This window comes from Sciscionella marina DSM 45152, from assembly GCF_000379465.1.
Taxonomy (GTDB): domain Bacteria; phylum Actinomycetota; class Actinomycetes; order Mycobacteriales; family Pseudonocardiaceae; genus Sciscionella; species Sciscionella marina.
This window is the reverse complement of record NZ_KB905392.1, coordinates 578,474-597,884: the sequence shown is the minus strand read 5'-3', so window position 1 is coordinate 597,884 and position 19,411 is coordinate 578,474. Positions and strand designations below refer to the sequence as shown.

Sequence of the window (19,411 nt, the reverse complement as noted above, 5' to 3'; positions counted from 1 at the left end):
GTTCACTCCGTTGTGTCGGCTTCGGATTCGGCTGTGGCGAGTGCGGCGAAGTTGTCCAGGGTCGTCGCCCAGAAGCGTTCGAGGTAGTCCCGCAGTGCCGCGAACCCCTGCCGCTCGATCCGGTAGATCCGGCGCGTGCCGACGCTCGATTCGCTGACCAGTCCGGCCCTCTTGAGCACGAGCAGGTGCTGGGAGACGGCGGGGCGGGATACCGGGAGCCGCTCGGCGAGAACACCGACCGCGGCCGGTTCCTTGCGGAGGAGTTCGAGAATGGACCGGCGCGTGTCATCGCCGAGCGCATCGAGAACGGCAGCTTCACCCATATCCGTAAGTATATACTAACGGTAAGCTGTGGCGAACACTTTTATCGTCCGGAAACGCTCTGGCGCCGAGATCGTGAGTCGTTGCCGAGTCTCACTCACGGTGCTGTTCGGGATGCTCGCCGACGCAGAATTCGTTGCCCTCCGGGTCGGCGAACACCGTCCAGCTGAGTCCGGGCACCGAATGCTCGCCGAGCACGGTCGCGCCGAGGCCGGTGAGGCGTTCGGCGGCCGCGGCCCGGGATTCTCCGCCGAGGTCGAGGTGCACCCGGTTCTTGGCCGCTTTCGCTTCCGGTACCCGTTGCAGGCCGAGCCGTATGTGTTCCCCGCCCAGCAGGACGAACTCGCCGTAGTCGGCGAGCACCTGCACGCCGAGCGCCTCGGTCCAGAATCCGGCCAGCCGCCCCGGATCCGCGCAGTCGATGGTCACCATGCCGATGCTGAGTGTCATGCACGGCAGGTTAGCGCCGGGGCCGGACAGTTTTATCCGGTTGAGCCGTGCCCGGCGGCGCGCGTTACTCTGCACCGGTGATTACCAGGATGTCCGCGCTGTTCCTTCGTACCCTTCGCGAGGATCCGGCCGACGCGGAACTGCCGAGCCACAAGCTGCTCGTGCGCGCCGGCTATGTCCGGCGCGCCGCGCCGGGCGTGTTCACCTGGTTGCCGCTCGGGCTGCGCGTGCTGCGCAATATCGAACGCGTGGTGCGCGAGGAGATGAACGCGATCGGCGGCCAGGAGATCGAGTTTCCCGCCCTGCTGCCACGCGAGCCGTACGAGGCCTCCGGCCGGTGGACCGAGTATGGTCCGCTGCTGTTCCGCCTCAAGGACCGCAAGGGCGCCGACTATCTGCTCGGCCCGACGCACGAGGAATTGTTCGCGCTCACCGTCAAGGGCGAGTTCTCCTCGTACAAGGACTACCCGCTTTTCCTGTACCAGATCCAGACGAAATACCGGGACGAGGCGCGGCCGCGCGCGGGAATCCTGCGTGGCCGCGAATTCGTCATGAAGGATTCGTACTCCTTCGATCTCGACGATGAGGGACTGAAGCAGTCCTATCAGCGGCACCGCGAAGCTTATGTGCGCATCTTCGACCGTCTCCAGCTGAACTACGTGATCGTGGCCGCGCTTTCCGGGGCGATGGGCGGTTCGGAGTCCGAGGAATTCCTCGCGGAGAGCGAATTCGGTGAGGACACCTTCGTCCGCTCGGATTCCTCGGGCTATGCCGCCAATGTGGAGGCCGTGGTCACCTCGCCGCCGCCGGAGCAGCCGATCGGGGAGCAGCCGCCCGCGGTCGACCATTTGACGCCGAACACGCCCACCATCCAGACCCTCGTGGATCACCTCAACGGGATGGACCTTGGCCGCACCTTCACCGCCGCGGACACCCTGAAGAACGTGCTGCTGAAACTGCGCCAGCCGGGGAGCACGGAGTGGGAGCTGCTCGCGATCGGGGTTCCCGGGGACCGCGAGGTCGACGAGAAGCGCCTGGAGGCCGCGCTCGAACCGGCCGAGGTCGCCATGCTCACCGAGCAGGACTTCGCGGCGAACCCCTTCCTCGTCAAGGGGTACATCGGCCCGAAAGCCTTGCAGGACAACAAGATCCGTTATCTGGTCGATCCGCGGATCGTGTCCGGGACGGCTTGGGTCACCGGTGCGGACGAGGCCGACCATCACGTGGTGGACCTGGTGTGCGGCCGCGATTTCACCCCGGACGGCACGATCGAGGCCGCCGAGGTGCGCGCGGGCGATCCTTCCCCGGACGGGCAGGGCAAACTGGTCGCCGCCCGCGGTATCGAGATCGGGCACTGCTTCCAGCTCGGCCGCAAGTACGCGGACGTCTTCGAACTCGACGCGCTCGGGGCGGACTCGAAACCGATCCGGATCACCATGGGTTCCTACGGGATCGGGGTCTCCCGGCTGGTCGCGGCGATCGCCGAGCAGTCACACGACGACAAGGGCATCATCTGGCCGCGCGAGGTCAGCCCCTTCGGTGTGCACATCGTGCTGGCCGGTAAGGACGAGCAGATCCGGACCGAGGGCGAGCGCATCGCGGCCGGGCTCGACGCGGCCGGGGTCGAGGTGCTGCTCGACGACCGTCAGGTGAGTCCCGGGGTCAAGTTCTCGGACGCCGAACTCGTCGGGGTGCCGACGATTCTGGTGATCGGGCGCGGGTTGCGGGACGGTGTGGTCGAATTGCGGGACCGCTTCACCGAACAGCGCACCGATGTGCCGGTCGGTGAGGCGGTCGAACGGCTGCTGGCCGCCTCGCGATGACCGCGCAGCCGTACCGCGAGCGGCCGAGCGCCCTTCCTGGCGCGCTGCTCTGGTGCGGTTCGAACCCGGTCGACGGGATGCAAACCGTGCTCCCGGACGGCTGCATGGATCTCATCTATGCCAACGGAAAGCTGATCGTCGCCGGTCCGGACACGCACGCGCACCGGGTCCCGGTCCGCTCCGGTGACCGTTGCCTCGCGCTGCGGTTCGCGCCGGGCCAGGCGCCCGGGGTGCTCGGCGCCCGGGCGGACGAACTGCGGGACACGGGGGTCGACCTCGGCGCGCTGTGGCCGGACAAAGCGGTGCGCCGGGCGCGCGAGCTCGTCCGGCTCTACGGCGCGCGTGGACTGGAAACCATTGCCCGGCAACGGTTTTCCGAATCCGATCCGTTCGCGGGCGCGGTGCTCGAGCTCGCCGTGCGTGGCGCGCCGGTTGCCCGGATCGCCGCGGAGACCGGATACGGGCCCCGGCAGTTGAACCGGCGGTGCGCCGCGGTGTTCGGCTACGGCGCGAAGACCCTGACGCGGATCCTGCGGCTGCGCAGAGGATTGACCCTCGCCGCTGAGGGCGCACCACTTGCCGAGGTCGCGGCGCGCTCCGGGTACGCCGATCAGGCGCATTTCTCCCGGGACGCGCGGGCCCTGACCGGACTGCCGCCGAGCCGGCTGGTGCACTGATGTGGGAGGAGATCACCACCGGCATGTCCGGGGCGCGGGTGCAGCGCGGAACCGGGGCGTACCGCAAGTCCGGTCCGGACTGCGCGGCCGAGGTCGAACGGCTGATCTGGTTGCGCGGCTTGGGTTTCCCCGCTCCGGAGGTGCTCGACAGCGGTCCGGGGTGGTTCGAGATGCGCGCCGTTGCCGGGCGGACCGCCGACCAGTGGTGGCCCGAGCACCTGCGTGCGGCTGTAGTGGACGCCCTCGCGGATCTGGCCCGCGACCTGCACGCGATCACCGAATGCCCGTTCGACGCGAGCCTCGCGGTAACGGTGCCACGCGCCCGCGCGGCGGTCACCGAAGGCCGGATCGACCTCGCGGATCTGGACGAGCACCGGTCCGGCTGGAGTGCGGCCGAACTGCTCGCCGAGCTCGAAGCCACGCTGCCCGACTGCGAAGACCTCGTCCTCACCCACGGCGATCTGTGCCTGCCCAATGTGGTGCTCGACCCGGAGACCACCGAGGTGACCGGGATCCTGGATGTGGGCCGGCTCGGGCTCGCCGACCGGTACGCGGATCTGGCGCTGACCACCCGCAGCCTCGCCGACGAACTGCTCAATCCCGCCTACGGTCCCGCTGCGAGCGCCCGGTTCCTGGGCCGCTATGGCGTGGCGCCGGATTCCGCGCGGCTGGAGTTCTACCGGCTGCTCGACGAGTTCTTCTGACGAGACGGCTGAGGAGTGCCGCATGCACCGAACAGGATTGGCCGTCGCCGGAGCCGCGGCGGTGTTGGCATGGGGCGAATGGCTGAACCGGCGGTGGTCGCGCTCCCTTGTCGGGTCCGGTGGTGGCGTTTCCGAGGCCGTGGTCGTGCTGGGATACCGGAACCCGGCGGAGACGGTGAACGTCATCAACCGCTGGCGAGTGCGGGCCGGGCTGCGTTCGGTCACCGCCGGTCGGCGGGACACCCGGGTGATCTTCAGCGGGGGCGCGGCCGGTCACGGTCCCGCCGAAGCCCGGTTGATGGCCGACTACGCGCTATCGGTGCTCGCGTTCGACGGCCGGGTGCTCCTCGAGGACCGCAGCAGGACGACGTGGGAGAACATCACGAACGTCGTCCCGTTGCTCGAGGACGCCGACCGCATCAAGATCGTTTCCCAACCGGCCCACGCCTTCAAGGCCCGGGTGTACCTGCGGCGGCAGCGCCCCGATCTCGCCACCCGGCTGGCGCCCGCGAAGGACTACCGCCCCGGCGAGTGGCTGCTCCTCAAACCGGTGCTCGCCGCCTACGGACTGTGGACACTGCGCAAGCTGCAGCGGTAGTCACGCCCAGGCGAACAGGTCGACCGGGTTCCCGTCGGGGTCGTGCACCGTCGCATACCGCTGTCCCCACGGCGCGTCCCATGGCGCGGTCTCGCCGTGGCATCCGGCTGCCGCCAGTGCCGCGTAAGTACTGTCCACTTCGGACGGTGTGGCGCACAGAAAGGCCAGTGCGGTACGCGGATGACCGCTCGGTGCCTGCCAGTCGGGCACGAAGGAACGCACGCTTTCCTCGGTGTCCCAAGCGATCCGCAGCCCGCCGGGGAGCGAGACCTCCACGTGCGGGCCCTCGTGTTCCCGGGGCGTCTCGATGCCGAGCGTGCGGTAGAAGGCCAGTGAGGACTCGAGGTCAGCGGTGACGATGCCGATCATGTCCAGTCGTGGTGTGGTCATGCCCGGGGACGGTAGCCGGTGCGCGCGGCGGGCGTCTTGACGAAATCGGTCATGGAGCGTCGCGCAGGGAGGCGATGATCTTGTCGATATCGCCCTGCGCGGGCGCGTCCGGCACACCCTCGTCGTAGCAGATCAGGACCACGACATTGCCGATGCTCGCGGTGAACCCGACCGCGATCGCGGTGCGTTTCGGCGCGCCGCACTGCTGGCTGATCGGGACCGCGGTGGCCTTCGCCATCCGCGCCGGTTTGCCCCCGTAGACGCTGGTCGCGGTGACCTGCGGGGCAGGTACATGCGGCAGTGTGTCCTTGTCCGAGGCGGCCAGGGTGGCCAGGTTCGTGGCGAGATTGCGCACCGCCATGTCCTTGTCCACCGAGCGGCTCACCGTCTTCCATGCCACGAATCCGCGGGAGACCTGCGCATCATCGAGGCAGTACCCGCTCTTGTAGGTGGATACGGCGTGCCCGGAGACGATGTGTTTGCCGTCCTCGCTCTGATAGCCGGTGAGCAGGCCGGGTTTCTCGATCTTCCAGCCGGGCGGGACGTCATAGGCCGTCTTCTCCCGCAGATTCTTGACACCCTGCCAGCCCTTGTCCTTGGTGACCGCGGGAACGGAGACGTCCTTGGCGGTCAGGCCGTCGGTCTGCACGCTCGGCGGTGCGGGCAGCTGGCTCGCTGAAGAAGGGGCCGAGGACGGTGCCGCCTGCTCGCGGGAATCCCCGGAATTCAGCAACAGCAGCGGGATCAGCACCGCCGCGAGCACCACGACGAGCCCCAGCGCGCACAGCACGAGGATCTTGCCGCGGCCGCGCCTGGGCGGTTGCGGGGTGGGGGAGAAGTACCCGAGACCGCCGTAACCCGACCGCGGATAGTCGCCGTGCTGATTCATGCGGGCCAGCGTAGTTCAGCCGAATCCGCGGGTGAGCCCGTGCACCACCTGTTCGGTCGCCGACAGATCGGTGAGCACGTGATCGGCATCGGCCAGCTCGGCCACGCCGAACATCCCCGTGGCGACCCCGACCGCGAGCACCCCGTTGGCGTGCGCGGCTGCGATGTCCGCCGGTGAGTCACCGAGCACCACGATCCGCTCCGGCTCGCCGTGCGCGTGCGTGGCGTTCCGGATGGCCGCCGCGACCAGATCGGCCCGTTCGGTGGACAGATCGCCGAATCCACCGAGCGCGATGTCGATGTGTTCGCCGAGCCCGAAGGCGCCGAGCTTGTGTTCGGCGACCGGGCGCAGATTCCCGGTCACCAGGCTCTGCACCGTCTGCTGTGCGGCGAGCGCGGCCAGCACCTCGTGCGTACCGGGCAGGGCGACACCCAGTTCGGCGAGCTGGTCCGCCTCCGCGGTGACCTGTTCGATGAGCGCGGCGAACATCCGCTCGACGAGCTCCTCGCTGGGCGGGACGCCGTTCTCGCGCAGTACCCCGGTGGTGATGGCGCGCTCGGTGTTGCCCGCGAATTCGGGAGCGTGGGCCATCTCGGTACCGGTCACGGCCCGCAGTGCGTTCGCGTACCACCGAGTTCCCTGACCGGTCAGATCGAGCAGGGTCTGGTCTATATCCCAGAGAATCAACCGCATTCGCTCACCGTAGCGTGCCGCGCGCGGTCTCCGGGGCACTGATCATTCCGAGCACGGTCAGCAACAGGCAGCCGGCGAGGGTGATCGCGATCGGGGTCGGGGACCCGGTCGTGCGCAGCAGCGCGGTCCCGGCCAGTGGAGCCGCGGCCCCGGCGAGCACGGTGGCCGACTGGTAACCGAGCGATACACCCGAATACCGCACCGTCGTGGCGAACAGCTCGGCGTAGAACGCGGATTGTGCGCCGGTGAGCACCCCATGGCAGGCGAGCCCGATACAGACGGCGAGTACGAGCAGGCCGAAGTCCTTGGTCGCGACGAGCGGGAAGAACGCGGCGGTCCACGCACCCGCCGCGATGGCCGCGGCGATCGCGACCGGGCGCCTGCCCAGCCGGTCCGAGGCGAGCCCGCCGAGCAGCATCGCCGCGACCTGGACGAGCGAGCCGATGGTGACCGCGGCGGTCGCCGCGGATTTCGGCAGCCCGAGCGTCCCCGCGTACACCAGCAGGAAGATCGTGAACACATAAAAGGCCGCGTTCTCCCCGACCCGCGCGGCGAAGATGGCGAACAAGGCGCGCGGCTGTTCCCGCAGAACCCGCAGCAGCGGTGCTCGCTCCGGCCGTTCGGTGCGCAGTGCCTCGGTGAACAAGGGAGACTCGGTCACCCGCATCCGCACCCAGAGCCCGATCAGCACCAGCACGAGCGAGGCGAGAAACGGGATCCGCCAGCCGATCGAGGTGTAGTGCGCCCCGCTCAGCGCGGCCGCCGCGGCCAGTGCCCCGGTGGCGAGCAGATTCCCGAGCGGACCACCGGCCTGCGGCCACGCCGTCCAGAATCCGCGGCGCCGCGCCGGACCGTGTTCGGCGACGAGCAGCACCGCGCCGCCGAACTCCCCGCCGAGCGCGAACCCCTGCACCAGGCGCAGCACGGTGAGCAGGACCGGCGCGGCCACCCCGATCCGGTCGTACCCGGGAAGGACGCCGATCAGTACCGAGGCGAGCCCCATCGTGAGCAGGCTGAGGAACAGCAGTCGTTTGCGCCCGATCCGGTCCCCGAAATGCCCGGCCACCAATCCGCCGATCGGCCGGGCCGCGAAACCGACGGCATAGGTGACCAGCGCCTGCAGCACCCCGAGCAGCCCGTCCGAACCGGGAAAGAAGGCCGGGCCGAGCACGGTGGCCGCGGCCGCTCCGTAGAGGAAGAAGTCGTAGAACTCGACCGTGGTGCCCGCGACCCCGGCCGCGATGACCGTGGCGAACCGGGAGCGGGGCGATCGTGGCAGCTCTGACACGAACCCATACCTCTACCGGGCCCGCCGGAGCGCGTCAACCGGCCAGAAAGCTCAAACGCACGGTGCGCACCGGGTTGTCGATGTTCGTGTCCACCAGGCACACCGACTGCCAGGTGCCGAGCGCGAGGGCTCCGCCGAGTACCGGAACCGTGGCGTACGGCGGAAGGAAGGCAGGCAACACGTGATCGCGACCGTGCCCCGGCGAACCGTGCCGGTGCTGCCAGCGATCGTCGCGCGGGAGTAGCTCGTCCAGTGCGGCGAGCAGATCCTCGTCGCTTCCCGCCCCGGTCTCCAGTACCGCGAGCCCGGCCGTGGCATGCGGGACCCACACGTGCAGCAGCCCGTCCACCGCGCCCGCCTCGCGCAGGGCGCGCTCGCAGTCCCGGGTCAGGTCGCGCACCACCGCCTGGTCGCCGGTGCGGATGTCGAGCTCGGTGCTGTACACATCGGCGACTGTACCCGTGACAGGATTTCGTGCATGCGACGCTGTTTCGGTCAGGAATTCGATGTCCCGCTCGGTTACTGCAACACCACGAGCATCGGGATCCCGCCGCGCTCGGCCGCGGTCACCGCCCACGAGGTGATCGACACCTGGGCGAGCGGGGGATACTCGGCGCCCGACTTCGACGCCCCGGTGGCCACCGCGCGGTCCGCGTTCGCCGGACTGGCCGGGGTTCCCGCGGACAGCGTGGCGATCGGCTCGAGCGTCGCCGAACTGGTGGCCACCGTCGCGGCCAGCCTCGGTGAGGGAACCAGGGTGCTGGTGGCCGAAGGGGAGTTCACCAGCACCACGTTCCCCTTCGCCGCGCAGGCCCATCGCGGGATCACCGTCACCGAAACGGCCTGGGACCGGTTGCTGTCCGAAGTGGACGGTCACGATCTCGTGGCGGTGAGCCTCGTGCAGTCCGCGGACGGCCGGATCCTCGAACTCGATTCGCTGCGCGAGGCCGTGGAACGCGCGGGGGCGCGGCTGCTGCTCGACGTCACCCAGGCCGCGGGCTGGCTCCCGCTGCACCTCGACTGGGCGGATTACGTGGTCGGCGCCGGGTACAAATGGCTGATGTGCCCGCGCGGGGTCGCCTGGCTCGCGGTCCGCGAACCCGAACGACTGCACCCCGTGCACGCGAACTGGTACGCCGGGGAAGCCCCCTGGGAGACCGTGTACGGCCTGCCGCTGCGCCTGGCCGGGAACGCGCGGCGCTTCGACCTGTCGCCGGTGTGGTTCTCCCAGGCTGGCGCGGCGGCCGTGCTGCCCTGGCTGTCCGGGCTCGACATGCACGCCGTCGCCGAATACAACATCGGCCTGGCCAACGCCTTGCGCGCCGGTCTCGGGATGGCACCCGGGAACACCGCCGTGGTTTCGGCGGACCTCGGGGAACGCGCCGAAGGACTGCGCGCGGCCGGGATCCGCGCGGCGATCCGGGCCGGGCGCAGCCGGTTCGCCTTCCACCTCTACAACACCGAGGAGGATGTGGCCGCGGTGCTCGACGCCGTGGCTCGCCCGATACGGTGAACGGGTGCAGGTATCCGAGGAGCAGACCGGTCCGATCAGGCGGGTCCAGGGCACACGCCGGTTCGGCAACGGGGCGAAGCTGGTCGCGCTCGTCGCGATCGCCGTGGTCTCCGGGGTGATCTGGTGGCTGGCCAACCGGGACGGCTCGGGCCAGGACCCGGAGCAGGCGGCCGGCCAATCGAACGCGGGCACTCCGGGGAGCTCGGCCGCGAACAAACCGCGATTCGAACGGGTCGGCGGGCCGGTGGACGGTGACGACTGCCGTAAACGCTCCTACGGGACCGCGAAGAAGTACTTCAAGGAGCACAACTGCGCCGCACTGCACCAGGTGCTCTACGCCAGCGAAACCGAGCGCGGCAAGGTGCTCTCCTCGGTGTCCACGGTGACCATGGCCAGCCCAGGCGATGCGAACGGGCTCAAACGGCTCACCGACTCGGACGGCACCGGCAACGTCACCGACCTGGTCACCGCGGGTGTCCGGCTGCCCGGCGGGCCGAAGACGGTCAAAGGCAGCGGCTACGCCTCGAAGGTGCGCGGTAACACCATGATCGTGGTGGAGAGCGGATTCTTCGCCAGCTCCCAGCACGGTGATGCGTTCCTGACCAAGGTCAGCAAGGCCGCGCTGGCCAAGGGCTGAGCCACTGGCCGCTACTACGTCCCGGGGAGCGCTGACGCGCTGGGCACCTGCCCCGTGAGCTTGCGCCACCGGGTCGCCGCGACCGCGTTGTAGGTCAGCGCGTGCACGGCCGTCTCGCGCAGCGGCACATCCTCGGTCCGCTCCAGTACCGCGCGCCAGGTCGCGGCGCAGTCCCGCTCCGCGACCGCGAGCAGGCGCATCGCCGAGCCGGCGTCGGTGACCGGTTCCGGCGTGGCGTATCCGGGCTGCTGGGCGACCGGTTGGCCGCCACCGTCCCGGATGAGCCGTGCCGCGCTGTCCCGCTCGGCGCGGTGCGTCGCCGCGCCTTTGGTCACCGTCTGCTGCTCACCGGCGGCCACGAACGCCGAGGCCAGCCCGTAGCTCCACACCGCGGCGTGCTCGGCGGCGAGCGCCTGCTGCAGCGCGTCGATCTCGTCCTCGGATGGCGTACTCATGCGAACAACTCCCGGAGTGCGGCGCAACCCGCGGCGACCGAGCCCACGAGTCCGGCGCGGTAGGTCGGCACCGTGGGGACGAGCGCGCCGGCCGCGTCCTGGGCCTTGGACAGGGCCGAGGTGAGCGCGCCGGTCGCGGCCGTGCGGTCCTTCGGCGCGGCGGGTCCCGGCGAGTTCGAGGCCGTGGCGCTCGGCGTGCTCCCCGCCGCCCGGCCGATCTCCTTGCGCAGCGCTTTCTCCTGCTCACGGCGGGCCTTGCCGATCGCGCGCGCCGCGGCCAGGTCGGGGTGGGCGGCGAACACGGCCTCGGCCAGCGCCGCGTCCTGACCCGCGGAATCGGCGAGCGCGATCAGCGGATCCGGTGTCGAATCACCACCCGTGCACGCCGAAAGCAGCCCGCCGGCCGCGAGCAGCCCGGCACCCGCCCCCGCGAGCCGCAGCGCCGTACGGCGATCCGGCCTGTTCGCCGATGTCGCTGAATCGTCCCATCGCGCACTCCTCACGAGAGGTAATCCTGCCAGGTGACCGGGACAGGTGAGCGCATCCCCTTTTCCGACGAGTGCCTAACGTGGATATGCGAGGTTCGCCGGTAGGGTTCCGGTAAGTTGCCGGTGCCGCGGCGGCCGGTGCAGCGTGGGACAACGTGGGAACGACGAGAGGTGACAGGTGTCGAGCAAGAGCGGGGCAGGGGGGCAGAAGGCAGGCGGTGGGCTTGCCGAGCTGAAGGCACGCCTCGAACCGATCGTCGAATCGGCGGTCACCGGCATCGGCTACGAACTCGACGCCATCGAGCTCGCCCAGATGGGCCGGAAGCGCCAGGTGAAGGCCATCGTGGACGCCGAGGGCGGGATCGAACTGGACGAGGTCGCCAGGATCTCCCGCGCGGTGTCCAAGGCACTCGACGAGCATGAGGACGTACTCGAGGGGTCCTATACCCTGGAAGTCACTTCACCCGGACTTGACCGGCCGCTGACCAAGCCACGGCACTGGCGCCGCGCCCGGGCCCGTCTGGTGAAGCTGACCTTCGCCGACGGCGGTTCGGCGAAGGCCCGGGTCGGCGCGGCCGACGAGCGCGAGGTCCGGTTGCTGTTCGACGCCAAGTCGGTCAGGACCGTCGGATACACCGAGATCCAGCGCGCCGTTGTCGAGGTCGAGTTCCGCAAACCGCCGACCGCCGAGCTCGAGCTGCTCGGCCTACAGGACCAGGAGGGGTCGGAATGAACGTGGATATCGCCGCGTTGCGGGCGATCGAGCGGGACAAGGACATCCCCTTCGACACAGTGATCGAGGCCATCGAGTCGGCGTTGCTGACCGCGTACCGGCACACCGAGGGACACCGGCAGGGGGCGCGGATCGACATCGACCGCAAGACCGGGATCGTGCGGGTGCTCGTCGAGGAACGCGACACCGAGGGCGAACTGGTCACCGAGTACGACGACACCCCGGAAGGTTTCGGCCGGATCGCCGCGACCACCGCACGGCAGGTGATCCTGCAGCGGCTGCGCGATGCCGAGCACGAGAAGACCTACGGCGAGTTCTCCGCGAAGGAGGGCGAGATCGTCGCCGGGGTCGTACAGCGCGATGCGCGGGCGAACGCGCGTGGCATGGTCGTGGTCGGGATCGGCGGGGAGACCGAGGGTGTGCTCCCGCCCGCCGAGCAGGTGCCCGGTGAGCGCTACACCCACGGCAGCCGGGTCAAGTGCTTCGTGGTCGGCGTCTCGCGCGGGATGCGCGGCACCCAGATCACCCTGTCCCGCACCCACCCCAACCTCGTGCGCAGGCTGTTCGCGCTCGAGGTCCCGGAGATCGCGGACGGCACGGTCGCCATCTCCGCGGTCGCCCGCGAGGCCGGGCACCGTTCCAAGATCGCCGTGCACTCGACGGTGGCCGGGGTCAACGCCAAGGGTGCCTGCATCGGCCCGATGGGCGCGCGGGTGCGCAACGTGATGAGCGAACTGGCCGGGGAGAAGATCGACATCATCGACTACTCTGAGGACCCGGAGGCGTTCGTCGGCAACGCGCTGTCCCCGGCGAAGGTCGTCTCGGTACGGGTACTCGATCCGCGCACCAAGACCGCGCGGGTGATCGTTCCGGACTTCCAGCTCTCCCTCGCGATCGGCAAGGAGGGCCAGAACGCGCGGCTCGCGGCCCGGCTGACCGGCTGGCGGATCGACATCCGCTCGGACGCCGCGGTGGAGTCCGAGCAGGACGCGGTGCTTGCGCACCCGGACGATCCGACCCCGGAGACGCTGAGCCAGCCGCCCGCTTCACCAGCCGAGAGCGCCCAGCCGTTAACCGGTTCGCCACAGGATTCCGGCAGGGGCTAGACTTGGGGAGTGCTCGGCGCCGCGAGCTTGTCTCGGGCTGCCCTGACGGTCGACTGGGTGACAATCGCACCGGCCAGGGGATGACAGCGCCCGAGTCGTTCGGGCCGATTCGCACTTGTATCGGGTGTCGGCAGCGTGCGGCGAGCTCGGCGCTGTTGCGTGTCGTGGCGGGAGACGACGAACTCGTCGTCGACCTCCGGCGCAGGCTTCCGGGCCGGGGCGCGTGGTTGCACCCGGATCGGGCGTGCCTCCGCCTCGCGCAGCGGCGCAACGCCTTCGAACGGGCGCTGCGTGTGCGAAGGCGGTTAGCCGTGGCTCCGGTCGCGGCGTACCTCGAAACGGGTGATTGAATCCGGAGCGAGGACAGCGGTACGGGAAATGCCCGTACCCGTGCAAGGACTGAAAGTAGGTCGACCCGTCATGAGTCAGCCGTGAAGCTGAAGCCATGAACGCACGACAGTAGGACGAGGTCGAGCGGGCTCGTGCCGCCCGGCCTCCCCAGATGAGGAGAGCAGTGGCAGGCAAGGCCCGGGTGCACGAGCTCGCGAAAGAGCTCGGCGTCACCAGCAAACAAGTACTCGCCACCCTGAAGGACATGGGCGAGTTCGTGAAGTCGGCGTCCTCCACAGTGGAGGCGCCCGTCGCGCGGCGGTTGCGCGATTCCATGGGAGCGAGCAACGGATCCGCCGCGAAATCAGCGCCGAAGCGGGACGCGGCCGCCAAACAGGCGAGCGCACCGTCCGAGGCTCCCGCGAAACCGTCGGCACCCGAAGCCCCCGCTCCGGCGAGCGAGGCTCCGAAACCGTCGGCCGTCCCGGGTCCGAAACCCGGCCCCAAACCCAGCGATCCGGCGGCCGCCAAGCCCGGCCCGAAGCCGGGTCCCAAACCAGGCCCGAAGCCCGAGACACCGCAGCAGCCCCCGGCGGCCGCGGCGAAGTCCGAGCCGGCCGCCCAGGACGGCCAGGGCGGTCAGCCCGCTCCGGCCGAGACGAAGCCCGAGCAGGGGCAGGGTGGCCAGGGCGCCGTCGTCCCGCCGCGTCCGCAGGCTCCCAAGCCGCGCGCGCCCCGGGTCGGCAACAATCCCTTCGGTGTCGGTGGCGGAGCCCCGACGCCCAAACCGCCGCCTGCCCAGCGTCAGGGCGGCGGTGACCGTCAGCGCGGTGGCGGGCAGCGTCCCGCGAATCCGCAGGGTGGCGGTGGCGAGCGTCCGGCCGCCGCGCAGGGCGGTGGCTCGCGGCCGAGCCCGGGCAACATGCCCCCGCGGCCCAATCCGGGCATGATGCCGCCGAAGCCGGCGCGTCCGGCCTCGGGTGGCCGTGGTGGACCCGGCGGTGGCCGCGGTGGCGGTGGCCGGGGTGGCCCCGGCGGTGGCCGTGGTGCCGGAGCTCCCGCGGGCCGTGGTGGTCCCGGTGGCGGTGGCGGTGGCGGCGGCTTCCGTCCCGGTGGCGGCGGTCCCGGTGGTCCGGGCGGCGGTCCCGGTGGTGGCGGCGGCGGTTTCCGCGGCGGCCGCAGTGGCGGTCGCGGCAGCGCGGCCGGTGCGTTCGGCAGGCCCGGTGGCCCCTCCAAGCGCGGGCGCAAGTCGAAGCGGCAGAAGCGCCAGGAGTACATGGAGAACATGCAGGCGCCGTCGGTCGGCGGCGTGCGCCTGCCCAAGGGCGGCGGTGAGGTCGTCCGGCTGGCCCGCGGCGCCTCGCTGACCGACTTCGCGGAGAAGATCGACGCGAACCCGGCCTCGCTCGTGCAGGTGCTTTTCCACCTCGGTGAAATGGTCACCGCGACCCAGTCGGTCTCCGACGAGGTGCTCGAGCTGCTCGGCACCGAGATGAACTACAACGTGCAGGTCGTCTCGCCCGAGGAAGAGGACCGTGAGCTGCTCGAGTCCTTCGACATCACCTACGGCCAGGACGCGGGAAGTGACGAGGACCTGCAGGTGCGGCCGCCGGTCGTGACCGTCATGGGTCACGTCGACCACGGTAAGACGCGACTGCTGGACACCATCCGCAAGTCCAACGTCATCGAGGGCGAAGCGGGCGGGATCACCCAGCACATCGGCGCCTACCAGGTCAGTGCCGAGATCGACGGGAACCAGCGGCTGATCACCTTCATCGACACCCCCGGTCACGAGGCGTTCACCGCCATGCGTGCGCGCGGTGCGAACTCCACCGACATCGCGGTGATCGTGGTCGCCGCGGACGACGGGGTCATGCCGCAGACGGTCGAGGCGATCAACCACGCCAAGGCGGCGAAGCTGCCGATCGTGGTCGCGGTCAACAAGATCGACAAGGAAGGCGCGAACCCGCAGAAGATCCGCCAGCAGATGGCCGACTACGAGGTGATCCCCGAGGAGTACGGCGGGGACACCATGTTCGTGGACATCTCGGCGCGCCAGAACCTCAACATCGAGGGTCTGCTCGAGTCGATCCTGCTCACCGCGGACGCGGCGCTGGATCTGCGGGCGAACCCGCGGATGGAGGCCCAGGGCGTCGCGATCGAGGCACACCTCGACCGGGGCCGTGGTCCGGTGGCGACCGTGCTCGTGCAGCGCGGAACCCTGCGGGTCGGTGATTCGGTCGTGGCCGGCGAGGCCTACGGACGTGTACGCCGGATGGTCGACGAGCACGACCAGGACGTCACCGAGGCGACGCCGTCCCGGCCGGTGCAGGTCATCGGGTTCACCTCGGTGCCGGGAGCCGGTGACTCCTTCCTCGTCGCCGACGAGGACCGGGTGGCGCGGCAGATCGCCGACCGGCGGCGGGCCCGGGAGCGCAACGCCGAACTCGCCCAGCGCCGCAAGCGGGTCAGCCTCGAGGACCTCGACTCCGCGTTGAAGGAGACCTCGCAGCTGAACCTGATCATCAAGGGTGACAACTCGGGTACCGTCGAGGCGCTCGAGGCCGCGCTGGTGAAGATCGACATGGGTGAGGAAGTCGAGCTGCGCGTGCTGCACCGCGGCGTCGGCGCGATCACCGAGGGCGATGTGAACCTCGCGACCGCGGACAATGTCATCATCCTCGGGTTCAATGTGCGGGCCGAGCGCAAGGCGACCGAGCTCGCCGCTCGTGAAGGCATCGACATCCGGTACTACTCGGTGATCTACCAGGCCATCGAGGAGATCGAGGCGGCCCTGAAGGGCATGCTCAAGCCGGAGTACGAGGAGGTCGAGCTCGGCCGCGCCGAGGTGCGCGAGCTGTTCCGCTCCTCGAAGATCGGCTTGATCGCCGGGTGTCTGGTCACCTCCGGGTACATTCGCCGCAACGCGAAGGCGCGGGTGCTGCGCGAGAACGTGGTGGCGAAGGAGAACCTGTCGATCAGCTCGCTCAAGCGGTACAAGGACGATGCGACCGAGGTCAAGGACGGGTTCGAGTGCGGTATGACGCTGCACCCGAATCAGGACCTCAAGCTCGGGGACGTCATCGAAACCTACGAGCTGCGCGAGAAGCCGAGGAGCTGACGCGCACGCGTCGAACCCGGCGAATGTGAGTGTGGGCATGTATGTCGGTGCGCTCGAGTGCGACGTGCTGCTCGGCGATGTGCGATCGCTGAAGCAGAAACGCGCACTCGTGCGCCCCGTGCTCGCCGAGCTGCGGCGACGGTTCGAGGTCAGCGTGGCCGAGGCGGGTCACCAGGATCTGCACCGGCGTGCGCTGCTCGGCGTCGCCGCGGTCTCCGGCGACCACACCCATCTGCGGGGAGTGCTCGAAGCCTGTGAGCGGCTGGTCGCGGGGCGACCGGAGCTGGAGCTGCTCAGCACCAGGGTGCGCGTCCTCGGACCGGAGGACGAGGCACCCGCATGGACACCGTGACGATGTGAAGGAGGGGAGCGCGATGGCCGATCCGGCACGCGCTCGCAAGCTCGCCAAGCGGATCAGCCAGATCGTGGCCTCCGCGCTCGAGCACGAGGTGAAGGACCCCCGGCTGGCCAGGGTGACGATCACCGATGCCAAGGTCACCGCCGACCTGCGGGATGCGACGGTTTACTACACCGTGATGCCCGAGGATCTCGGTTCGCAGCCGGACAACGTCTCCGCGGCGGCCGCGCTCGAGTCGGCGAAGGGTGTGCTGCGCACCAAGGTCGGTGCGGGCACCGGGGTGCGGTTCACGCCGACCCTGACCTTCGTACAGGACACGGTCGGCGAGGGCGCCGCACGCATCGAGGAGCTGCTTGCCAAGGCGCACGAGGCGGACGCGGAGGTCGCCCGCCTCGCAGGCACCGCGCAACCGGCCGGTGAGTCGGATCCCTATCGCCGCAACGACGAAGAGTAAAACCGGGCAGTAGCAAGGAGAGGGCGCCCGCCGCCGGGAGACCGGGGTGGGCGCCCTTCGTGCTATTTCGTCGCGAGGAACACCCGGGTCTGCACCTCATAGCTGACCGAGTCGGCCTCCCCGCGGTCTGCGTCGATCCGCGCGGCCAGTTCGGCGGCGTACTCGGCGCGCCGCTTCTCGTCCGGGATCATGTCCCAGAACGTCCGCATGCCGTGGCTGAATGTCCAGTCCACAAAGGACTTTCCGGATGCCGCGGTGACGGTGATGGAGTCGGTGCGCGCGAGCGGATCGGTGAACCCCGCGGTGCGCAGATCGCCGAGCAGGCTGTCCGGGTGCAGCGAGGTGAACTTCGCGGCGACCTCGTCGAGCCCGGCCTGCAGTTCCGCACTGCGCTCGGGCATCGCCTCGGTGATCATGGTCTGCATGTCGAACGGTCCGATGCGCCATTCGAGTGGGGAGCTCCCGACCCCCGGGGCGGTGAACGCGAGCGTGCCGCCATTGCGCAGCAGCGCATGGTAACGGCCGAACGCGTCGGCGAGCTCCGGGATGAAGATGATGCTCATGCTGCCGAGGATCTGGTCGAAACTTCCCGCCGGGTAGTCGGGATCGGCCCCGTCCATCCGGTTCACCGTGACATTCCCGAGCCCGCGCTCGTGCACCTCGTTCGCGGTGGCCTCGACCATGCCCTCGGCGAGATCGATACCGATCACCGAACCCGAGGAGCCGACCCGTTCGGCCGCCTGGAACAGCACCGCGCCGCGGCCGCAGCCTACGTCGAGCACTCGCTGCCCGGGGCGGACACCGGCGTGCCCGACCAGCTTGGCCGCCAAGGGCTTGAAGAACTCGACCCCGGTGTCGTACGTTCCGGCGTTCGCGGAGAAGAGATCGATGAACGCGCTCTGATCGACACCGGTCACGGCGGCACCTTCTAACCTTGGGTAGTCACATCCACGCGGGCGGTACCAGAAGTTACTCTTGAGTATCGGGCCCGGCAAGCGGCTGCCGTGCGAGATCACTCACAGGAGACCGCACCGGTAAAGTCCGTCGACGTGTCCGAGACTGCCTCGTCTTCCGCGCCCGTGTCCGCCCGCCGGGTGTTCGGGCTCGCGGTTCCCGCGCTGGGGGTGCTCGCCGCCGAACCCGTGTACGTGCTCATCGACACCGCCGTCGTGGGCCACCTCGGGGCGCTGCCCCTGGCCGGGCTCGCGCTCGGCGGGACGCTGCTCTCGGTGCTCACCACCCAGCTGACCTTCCTGTCCTACGGAACTACCTCGCGCACCGCACGGCTGTTCGGCGCGGGCCGCCGCTCCGACGCGGTCGGCGAAGGGGTGCAGGCGAGCTGGCTCGCCCTGATCGTCGGGCTGCTCGTGCTCGTCCTCGGGGAACTGCTCGCCGAACCGATCGCGCTCGGGCTCTCCGGCAGCGAGCGGGTCGCAGATGTCGCAGCGGACTGGCTGCGGATCGCGGTGCTCGGCGCGCCCGCGATCCTGTTCACCATGGCCGGAAACGGCTGGATGCGCGGGATCCAGGACACCATGCGGCCGCTGCGTTATGTGCTGATCGGCAACGTGCTCTCCGCGGTCGGCTGCGTATTGCTGGTCTATCCGGCCGGACTCGGACTGAGCGGTTCCGCGCTGGCGAACGTGCTCGGCCAGTACACCGGGGCGGTACTGTTCCTGCGGGCCCTGCTTGCCGAACGGGTCTCGCTGCGCCCGGTGCGCGCGGTCATCCGCGAACAGCTGCGCATGGGCCGCGATCTCGTGCTGCGCAGTGCCGGGTTCCAGGCTTGCTTCCTTTCCGCGACCGCCGTCGCCGCGCGCACCTCGACCGAGGCGGTCGGCGCGCACCAGGTCGTCTGGCAGCTCTGGACTTTCCTCTCGCTCGTGCTCGATTCCCTTGCCATCGCGGCACAATCACTGGTCGGTGCCGAACTCGGCGCGGGCCGTGCGGACGGGGCGCGCGTGGTCGGCTGGCGGGTGACCAAGTACTCCACGCTGTTCGGGATCTTGCTCGGCATCGTGTTCGCCGCCGCGAGCCAGGTGCTCCCGCTCGCGTTCACCTCGGACGCCGGAGTGCTCGGCGCGATTCCCTCGGCCTGGTGGTTTTTCGTTGCGCTGCAACCGATCGCGGGAATCGTGTTCGCGCTCGACGGGGTGCTGCTCGGCGCCGGGGACGCGGCCTTCCTGCGCACCGCGACCCTGGCCTGCGCGGTGCTCGGCTATCTCCCGCTGATCTGGATCTCCCTGGCGCTCGGCTGGGGCCTGGTCGGGATCTGGACCGGGCTCACCCTGTTCATGGTGCTGCGCATGCTCGCGGTGACGCTGCGCGCGCGGTCCGGGAAATGGGCGGTGGTCGGCGCGCCCGCATGATCGCGCCCGGCCGG

23 protein-coding genes are annotated in these 19,411 nt (G+C 69.9%); 13 read left to right on the top strand and 10 right to left on the bottom strand.

Going from position 1 to position 19,411, the window contains the following annotated elements; translation table 11 throughout:
• Positions 1–2 precede the first annotated feature (2 nt).
• Together A37U_RS0119885 and A37U_RS0119880 are read right to left on the bottom strand one after the other, a co-directional pair.
• On the bottom strand, positions 3–323 hold the full coding sequence (locus tag A37U_RS0119885) for an ArsR/SmtB family transcription factor (RefSeq protein WP_020498422.1): 321 nt from the start codon (positions 321–323) through the stop codon (positions 3–5).
• 91 nt (positions 324–414) lie between these two features.
• Positions 415–771: a VOC family protein gene (locus A37U_RS0119880; protein WP_020498421.1), complete on the bottom strand. Its 357-nt coding sequence runs from the start codon at positions 769–771 to the stop codon at positions 415–417.
• 77 nt (positions 772–848) lie between these two features.
• Here A37U_RS0119880 and A37U_RS0119875 point away from each other — a divergent pair, with 77 nt between their 5' ends.
• From A37U_RS0119875 to A37U_RS0119860, 4 genes are read left to right on the top strand one after another with little or no spacing between them, the layout of a single operon-like run.
• A complete protein-coding gene (locus tag A37U_RS0119875; RefSeq protein ID WP_026197396.1) occupies positions 849–2,594 on the top strand; it encodes a proline--tRNA ligase in 1,746 nt (581 codons plus the stop codon).
• The gene (locus tag A37U_RS0119870) at positions 2,591–3,271 is read left to right on the top strand and encodes a helix-turn-helix domain-containing protein (protein WP_020498419.1); all 681 of its coding nucleotides are present in this window, start codon (positions 2,591–2,593) and stop codon (positions 3,269–3,271) included. Before A37U_RS0119875 ends, A37U_RS0119870 begins: the two co-directional genes overlap by 4 nt.
• The gene (locus A37U_RS0119865; protein WP_020498418.1) at positions 3,271–3,975 is read left to right on the top strand and encodes an APH(3') family aminoglycoside O-phosphotransferase; all 705 of its coding nucleotides are present in this window, start codon (positions 3,271–3,273) and stop codon (positions 3,973–3,975) included. Before A37U_RS0119870 ends, A37U_RS0119865 begins: the two co-directional genes overlap by 1 nt.
• A 22-nt stretch (positions 3,976–3,997) precedes the next feature.
• Complete coding sequence (locus tag A37U_RS0119860) at positions 3,998–4,573, top strand: YdcF family protein (protein ID WP_040588028.1); 576 nt, start codon at positions 3,998–4,000, stop codon at positions 4,571–4,573.
• On the opposite strand, the gene A37U_RS0119855 is transcribed toward A37U_RS0119860, so the two are convergent.
• Genes A37U_RS0119855 through A37U_RS0119835 form a run of 5 tightly spaced genes read right to left on the bottom strand, consistent with a single transcriptional unit; the run spans position 4,574 to position 8,278 of the window.
• Complete coding sequence (locus A37U_RS0119855; protein WP_040588025.1) at positions 4,574–4,963, bottom strand: VOC family protein; 390 nt, start codon at positions 4,961–4,963, stop codon at positions 4,574–4,576. It abuts the gene before it with no gap.
• A 49-nt stretch (positions 4,964–5,012) separates the two neighbouring features.
• A complete protein-coding gene (locus tag A37U_RS0119850; RefSeq protein WP_020498415.1) occupies positions 5,013–5,852 on the bottom strand; it encodes a DUF8017 domain-containing protein in 840 nt (279 codons plus the stop codon).
• Between the two features lie 15 nt (positions 5,853–5,867).
• Complete coding sequence (locus A37U_RS44355) at positions 5,868–6,545, bottom strand: HAD family hydrolase (RefSeq protein ID WP_020498414.1); 678 nt, start codon at positions 6,543–6,545, stop codon at positions 5,868–5,870.
• Positions 6,546–6,549: 4 nt separating this feature from the next.
• Positions 6,550–7,833, bottom strand: coding sequence for an MFS transporter (locus A37U_RS0119840; protein ID WP_020498413.1), 1,284 nt, complete (start codon positions 7,831–7,833; stop codon positions 6,550–6,552).
• A 34-nt stretch (positions 7,834–7,867) separates the two neighbouring features.
• Positions 7,868–8,278, bottom strand: coding sequence for a YjbQ family protein (locus tag A37U_RS0119835; RefSeq protein ID WP_020498412.1), 411 nt, complete (start codon positions 8,276–8,278; stop codon positions 7,868–7,870).
• 33 nt (positions 8,279–8,311) lie between these two features.
• Between A37U_RS0119835 and A37U_RS0119830 the strand changes: the two genes are divergently transcribed.
• Together A37U_RS0119830 and A37U_RS0119825 are read left to right on the top strand one after the other, a co-directional pair.
• Entirely contained in the window at positions 8,312–9,346 is a 1,035-nt protein-coding gene (locus A37U_RS0119830) for an aminotransferase class V-fold PLP-dependent enzyme (RefSeq protein ID WP_020498411.1), read from the top strand.
• A 4-nt stretch (positions 9,347–9,350) separates the two neighbouring features.
• On the top strand, positions 9,351–9,983 hold the full coding sequence (locus A37U_RS0119825; protein ID WP_026197395.1) for a hypothetical protein: 633 nt from the start codon (positions 9,351–9,353) through the stop codon (positions 9,981–9,983).
• A gap of 14 nt (positions 9,984–9,997) precedes the next feature.
• Here the strand turns inward: A37U_RS0119825 and A37U_RS0119820 are convergent, their stop codons facing one another.
• Together A37U_RS0119820 and A37U_RS0119815 are read right to left on the bottom strand one after the other, a co-directional pair.
• On the bottom strand, positions 9,998–10,438 hold the full coding sequence (locus A37U_RS0119820) for a ferritin-like domain-containing protein (protein ID WP_026197394.1): 441 nt from the start codon (positions 10,436–10,438) through the stop codon (positions 9,998–10,000).
• Positions 10,435–10,941 carry a hypothetical protein gene (locus A37U_RS0119815; protein ID WP_051111673.1) on the bottom strand — a complete coding sequence of 169 codons (507 nt, stop codon included), beginning with the start codon at positions 10,939–10,941 and terminating at the stop codon, positions 10,435–10,437. The genes A37U_RS0119820 and A37U_RS0119815 overlap by 4 nt, the downstream gene beginning before the upstream one ends.
• Positions 10,942–11,104: 163 nt before the next feature.
• Here A37U_RS0119815 and rimP point away from each other — a divergent pair, with 163 nt between their 5' ends.
• The 6 genes from rimP (at position 11,105) to rbfA (ending at position 17,028) form a co-directional block, all read left to right on the top strand.
• Positions 11,105–11,659, top strand: coding sequence for a ribosome maturation factor RimP (rimP, locus tag A37U_RS0119810; protein WP_020498409.1), 555 nt, complete (start codon positions 11,105–11,107; stop codon positions 11,657–11,659).
• Entirely contained in the window at positions 11,656–12,765 is a 1,110-nt protein-coding gene (gene nusA, locus A37U_RS0119805) for a transcription termination factor NusA (protein ID WP_020498408.1), read from the top strand. Before rimP ends, nusA begins: the two co-directional genes overlap by 4 nt.
• A gap of 80 nt (positions 12,766–12,845) precedes the next feature.
• Positions 12,846–13,115 (top strand): YlxR family protein, encoded by a 270-nt coding sequence (locus tag A37U_RS44350; protein ID WP_083933647.1) that lies wholly within the window; start codon positions 12,846–12,848, stop codon positions 13,113–13,115.
• 164 nt (positions 13,116–13,279) lie between these two features.
• Complete coding sequence (gene infB / locus A37U_RS0119795) at positions 13,280–16,216, top strand: translation initiation factor IF-2 (protein WP_020498406.1); 2,937 nt, start codon at positions 13,280–13,282, stop codon at positions 16,214–16,216.
• Positions 16,217–16,253: 37 nt separating this feature from the next.
• Positions 16,254–16,568, top strand: coding sequence for a DUF503 domain-containing protein (locus tag A37U_RS0119790; RefSeq protein ID WP_020498405.1), 315 nt, complete (start codon positions 16,254–16,256; stop codon positions 16,566–16,568).
• 22 nt (positions 16,569–16,590) lie between these two features.
• Positions 16,591–17,028, top strand: a complete 438-nt coding sequence (rbfA, locus tag A37U_RS0119785; protein WP_020498404.1) for a 30S ribosome-binding factor RbfA — start codon at positions 16,591–16,593, stop codon at positions 17,026–17,028.
• Between the two features lie 62 nt (positions 17,029–17,090).
• Here rbfA and A37U_RS44345 read toward each other — a convergent pair whose 3' ends face one another.
• Positions 17,091–17,945, bottom strand: a complete 855-nt coding sequence (locus tag A37U_RS44345; protein WP_020498403.1) for a class I SAM-dependent methyltransferase — start codon at positions 17,943–17,945, stop codon at positions 17,091–17,093.
• A gap of 132 nt (positions 17,946–18,077) precedes the next feature.
• Between A37U_RS44345 and A37U_RS0119775 the strand changes: the two genes are divergently transcribed.
• Complete coding sequence (locus tag A37U_RS0119775; RefSeq protein WP_026197391.1) at positions 18,078–19,397, top strand: MATE family efflux transporter; 1,320 nt, start codon at positions 18,078–18,080, stop codon at positions 19,395–19,397.
• Positions 19,398–19,411: the final 14 nt, after the last annotated feature.

Bases quoted from the DNA above. Each gene is read 5' to 3' on its own strand.
- A37U_RS0119830 (WP_020498411.1), top strand. From the start codon at position 8,312: ATGCGACGCTGTTTCGGTCAGGAATTCGATGTCCCGCTCGGTTACTGC.
- A37U_RS0119850 (WP_020498415.1), bottom strand. From the start codon at position 5,852: ATGAATCAGCACGGCGACTATCCGCGGTCGGGTTACGGCGGTCTCGGG.
- A37U_RS44350 (WP_083933647.1), top strand. From the start codon at position 12,846: ATGACAGCGCCCGAGTCGTTCGGGCCGATTCGCACTTGTATCGGGTGT.
- A37U_RS0119870 (WP_020498419.1), top strand. From the start codon at position 2,591: ATGACCGCGCAGCCGTACCGCGAGCGGCCGAGCGCCCTTCCTGGCGCG.
- nusA (WP_020498408.1), top strand. From the start codon at position 11,656: ATGAACGTGGATATCGCCGCGTTGCGGGCGATCGAGCGGGACAAGGAC.
- A37U_RS0119885 (WP_020498422.1), bottom strand. From the start codon at position 323: ATGGGTGAAGCTGCCGTTCTCGATGCGCTCGGCGATGACACGCGCCGG.
- A37U_RS0119880 (WP_020498421.1), bottom strand. From the start codon at position 771: ATGACACTCAGCATCGGCATGGTGACCATCGACTGCGCGGATCCGGGG.
- A37U_RS0119865 (WP_020498418.1), top strand. From the start codon at position 3,271: ATGTGGGAGGAGATCACCACCGGCATGTCCGGGGCGCGGGTGCAGCGC.
- A37U_RS0119820 (WP_026197394.1), bottom strand. From the start codon at position 10,438: ATGAGTACGCCATCCGAGGACGAGATCGACGCGCTGCAGCAGGCGCTC.
- A37U_RS0119860 (WP_040588028.1), top strand. From the start codon at position 3,998: ATGCACCGAACAGGATTGGCCGTCGCCGGAGCCGCGGCGGTGTTGGCA.
- rbfA (WP_020498404.1), top strand. From the start codon at position 16,591: ATGGCCGATCCGGCACGCGCTCGCAAGCTCGCCAAGCGGATCAGCCAG.
- A37U_RS0119790 (WP_020498405.1), top strand. From the start codon at position 16,254: ATGTATGTCGGTGCGCTCGAGTGCGACGTGCTGCTCGGCGATGTGCGA.
- A37U_RS0119855 (WP_040588025.1), bottom strand. From the start codon at position 4,963: ATGACCACACCACGACTGGACATGATCGGCATCGTCACCGCTGACCTC.
- A37U_RS44355 (WP_020498414.1), bottom strand. From the start codon at position 6,545: ATGCGGTTGATTCTCTGGGATATAGACCAGACCCTGCTCGATCTGACC.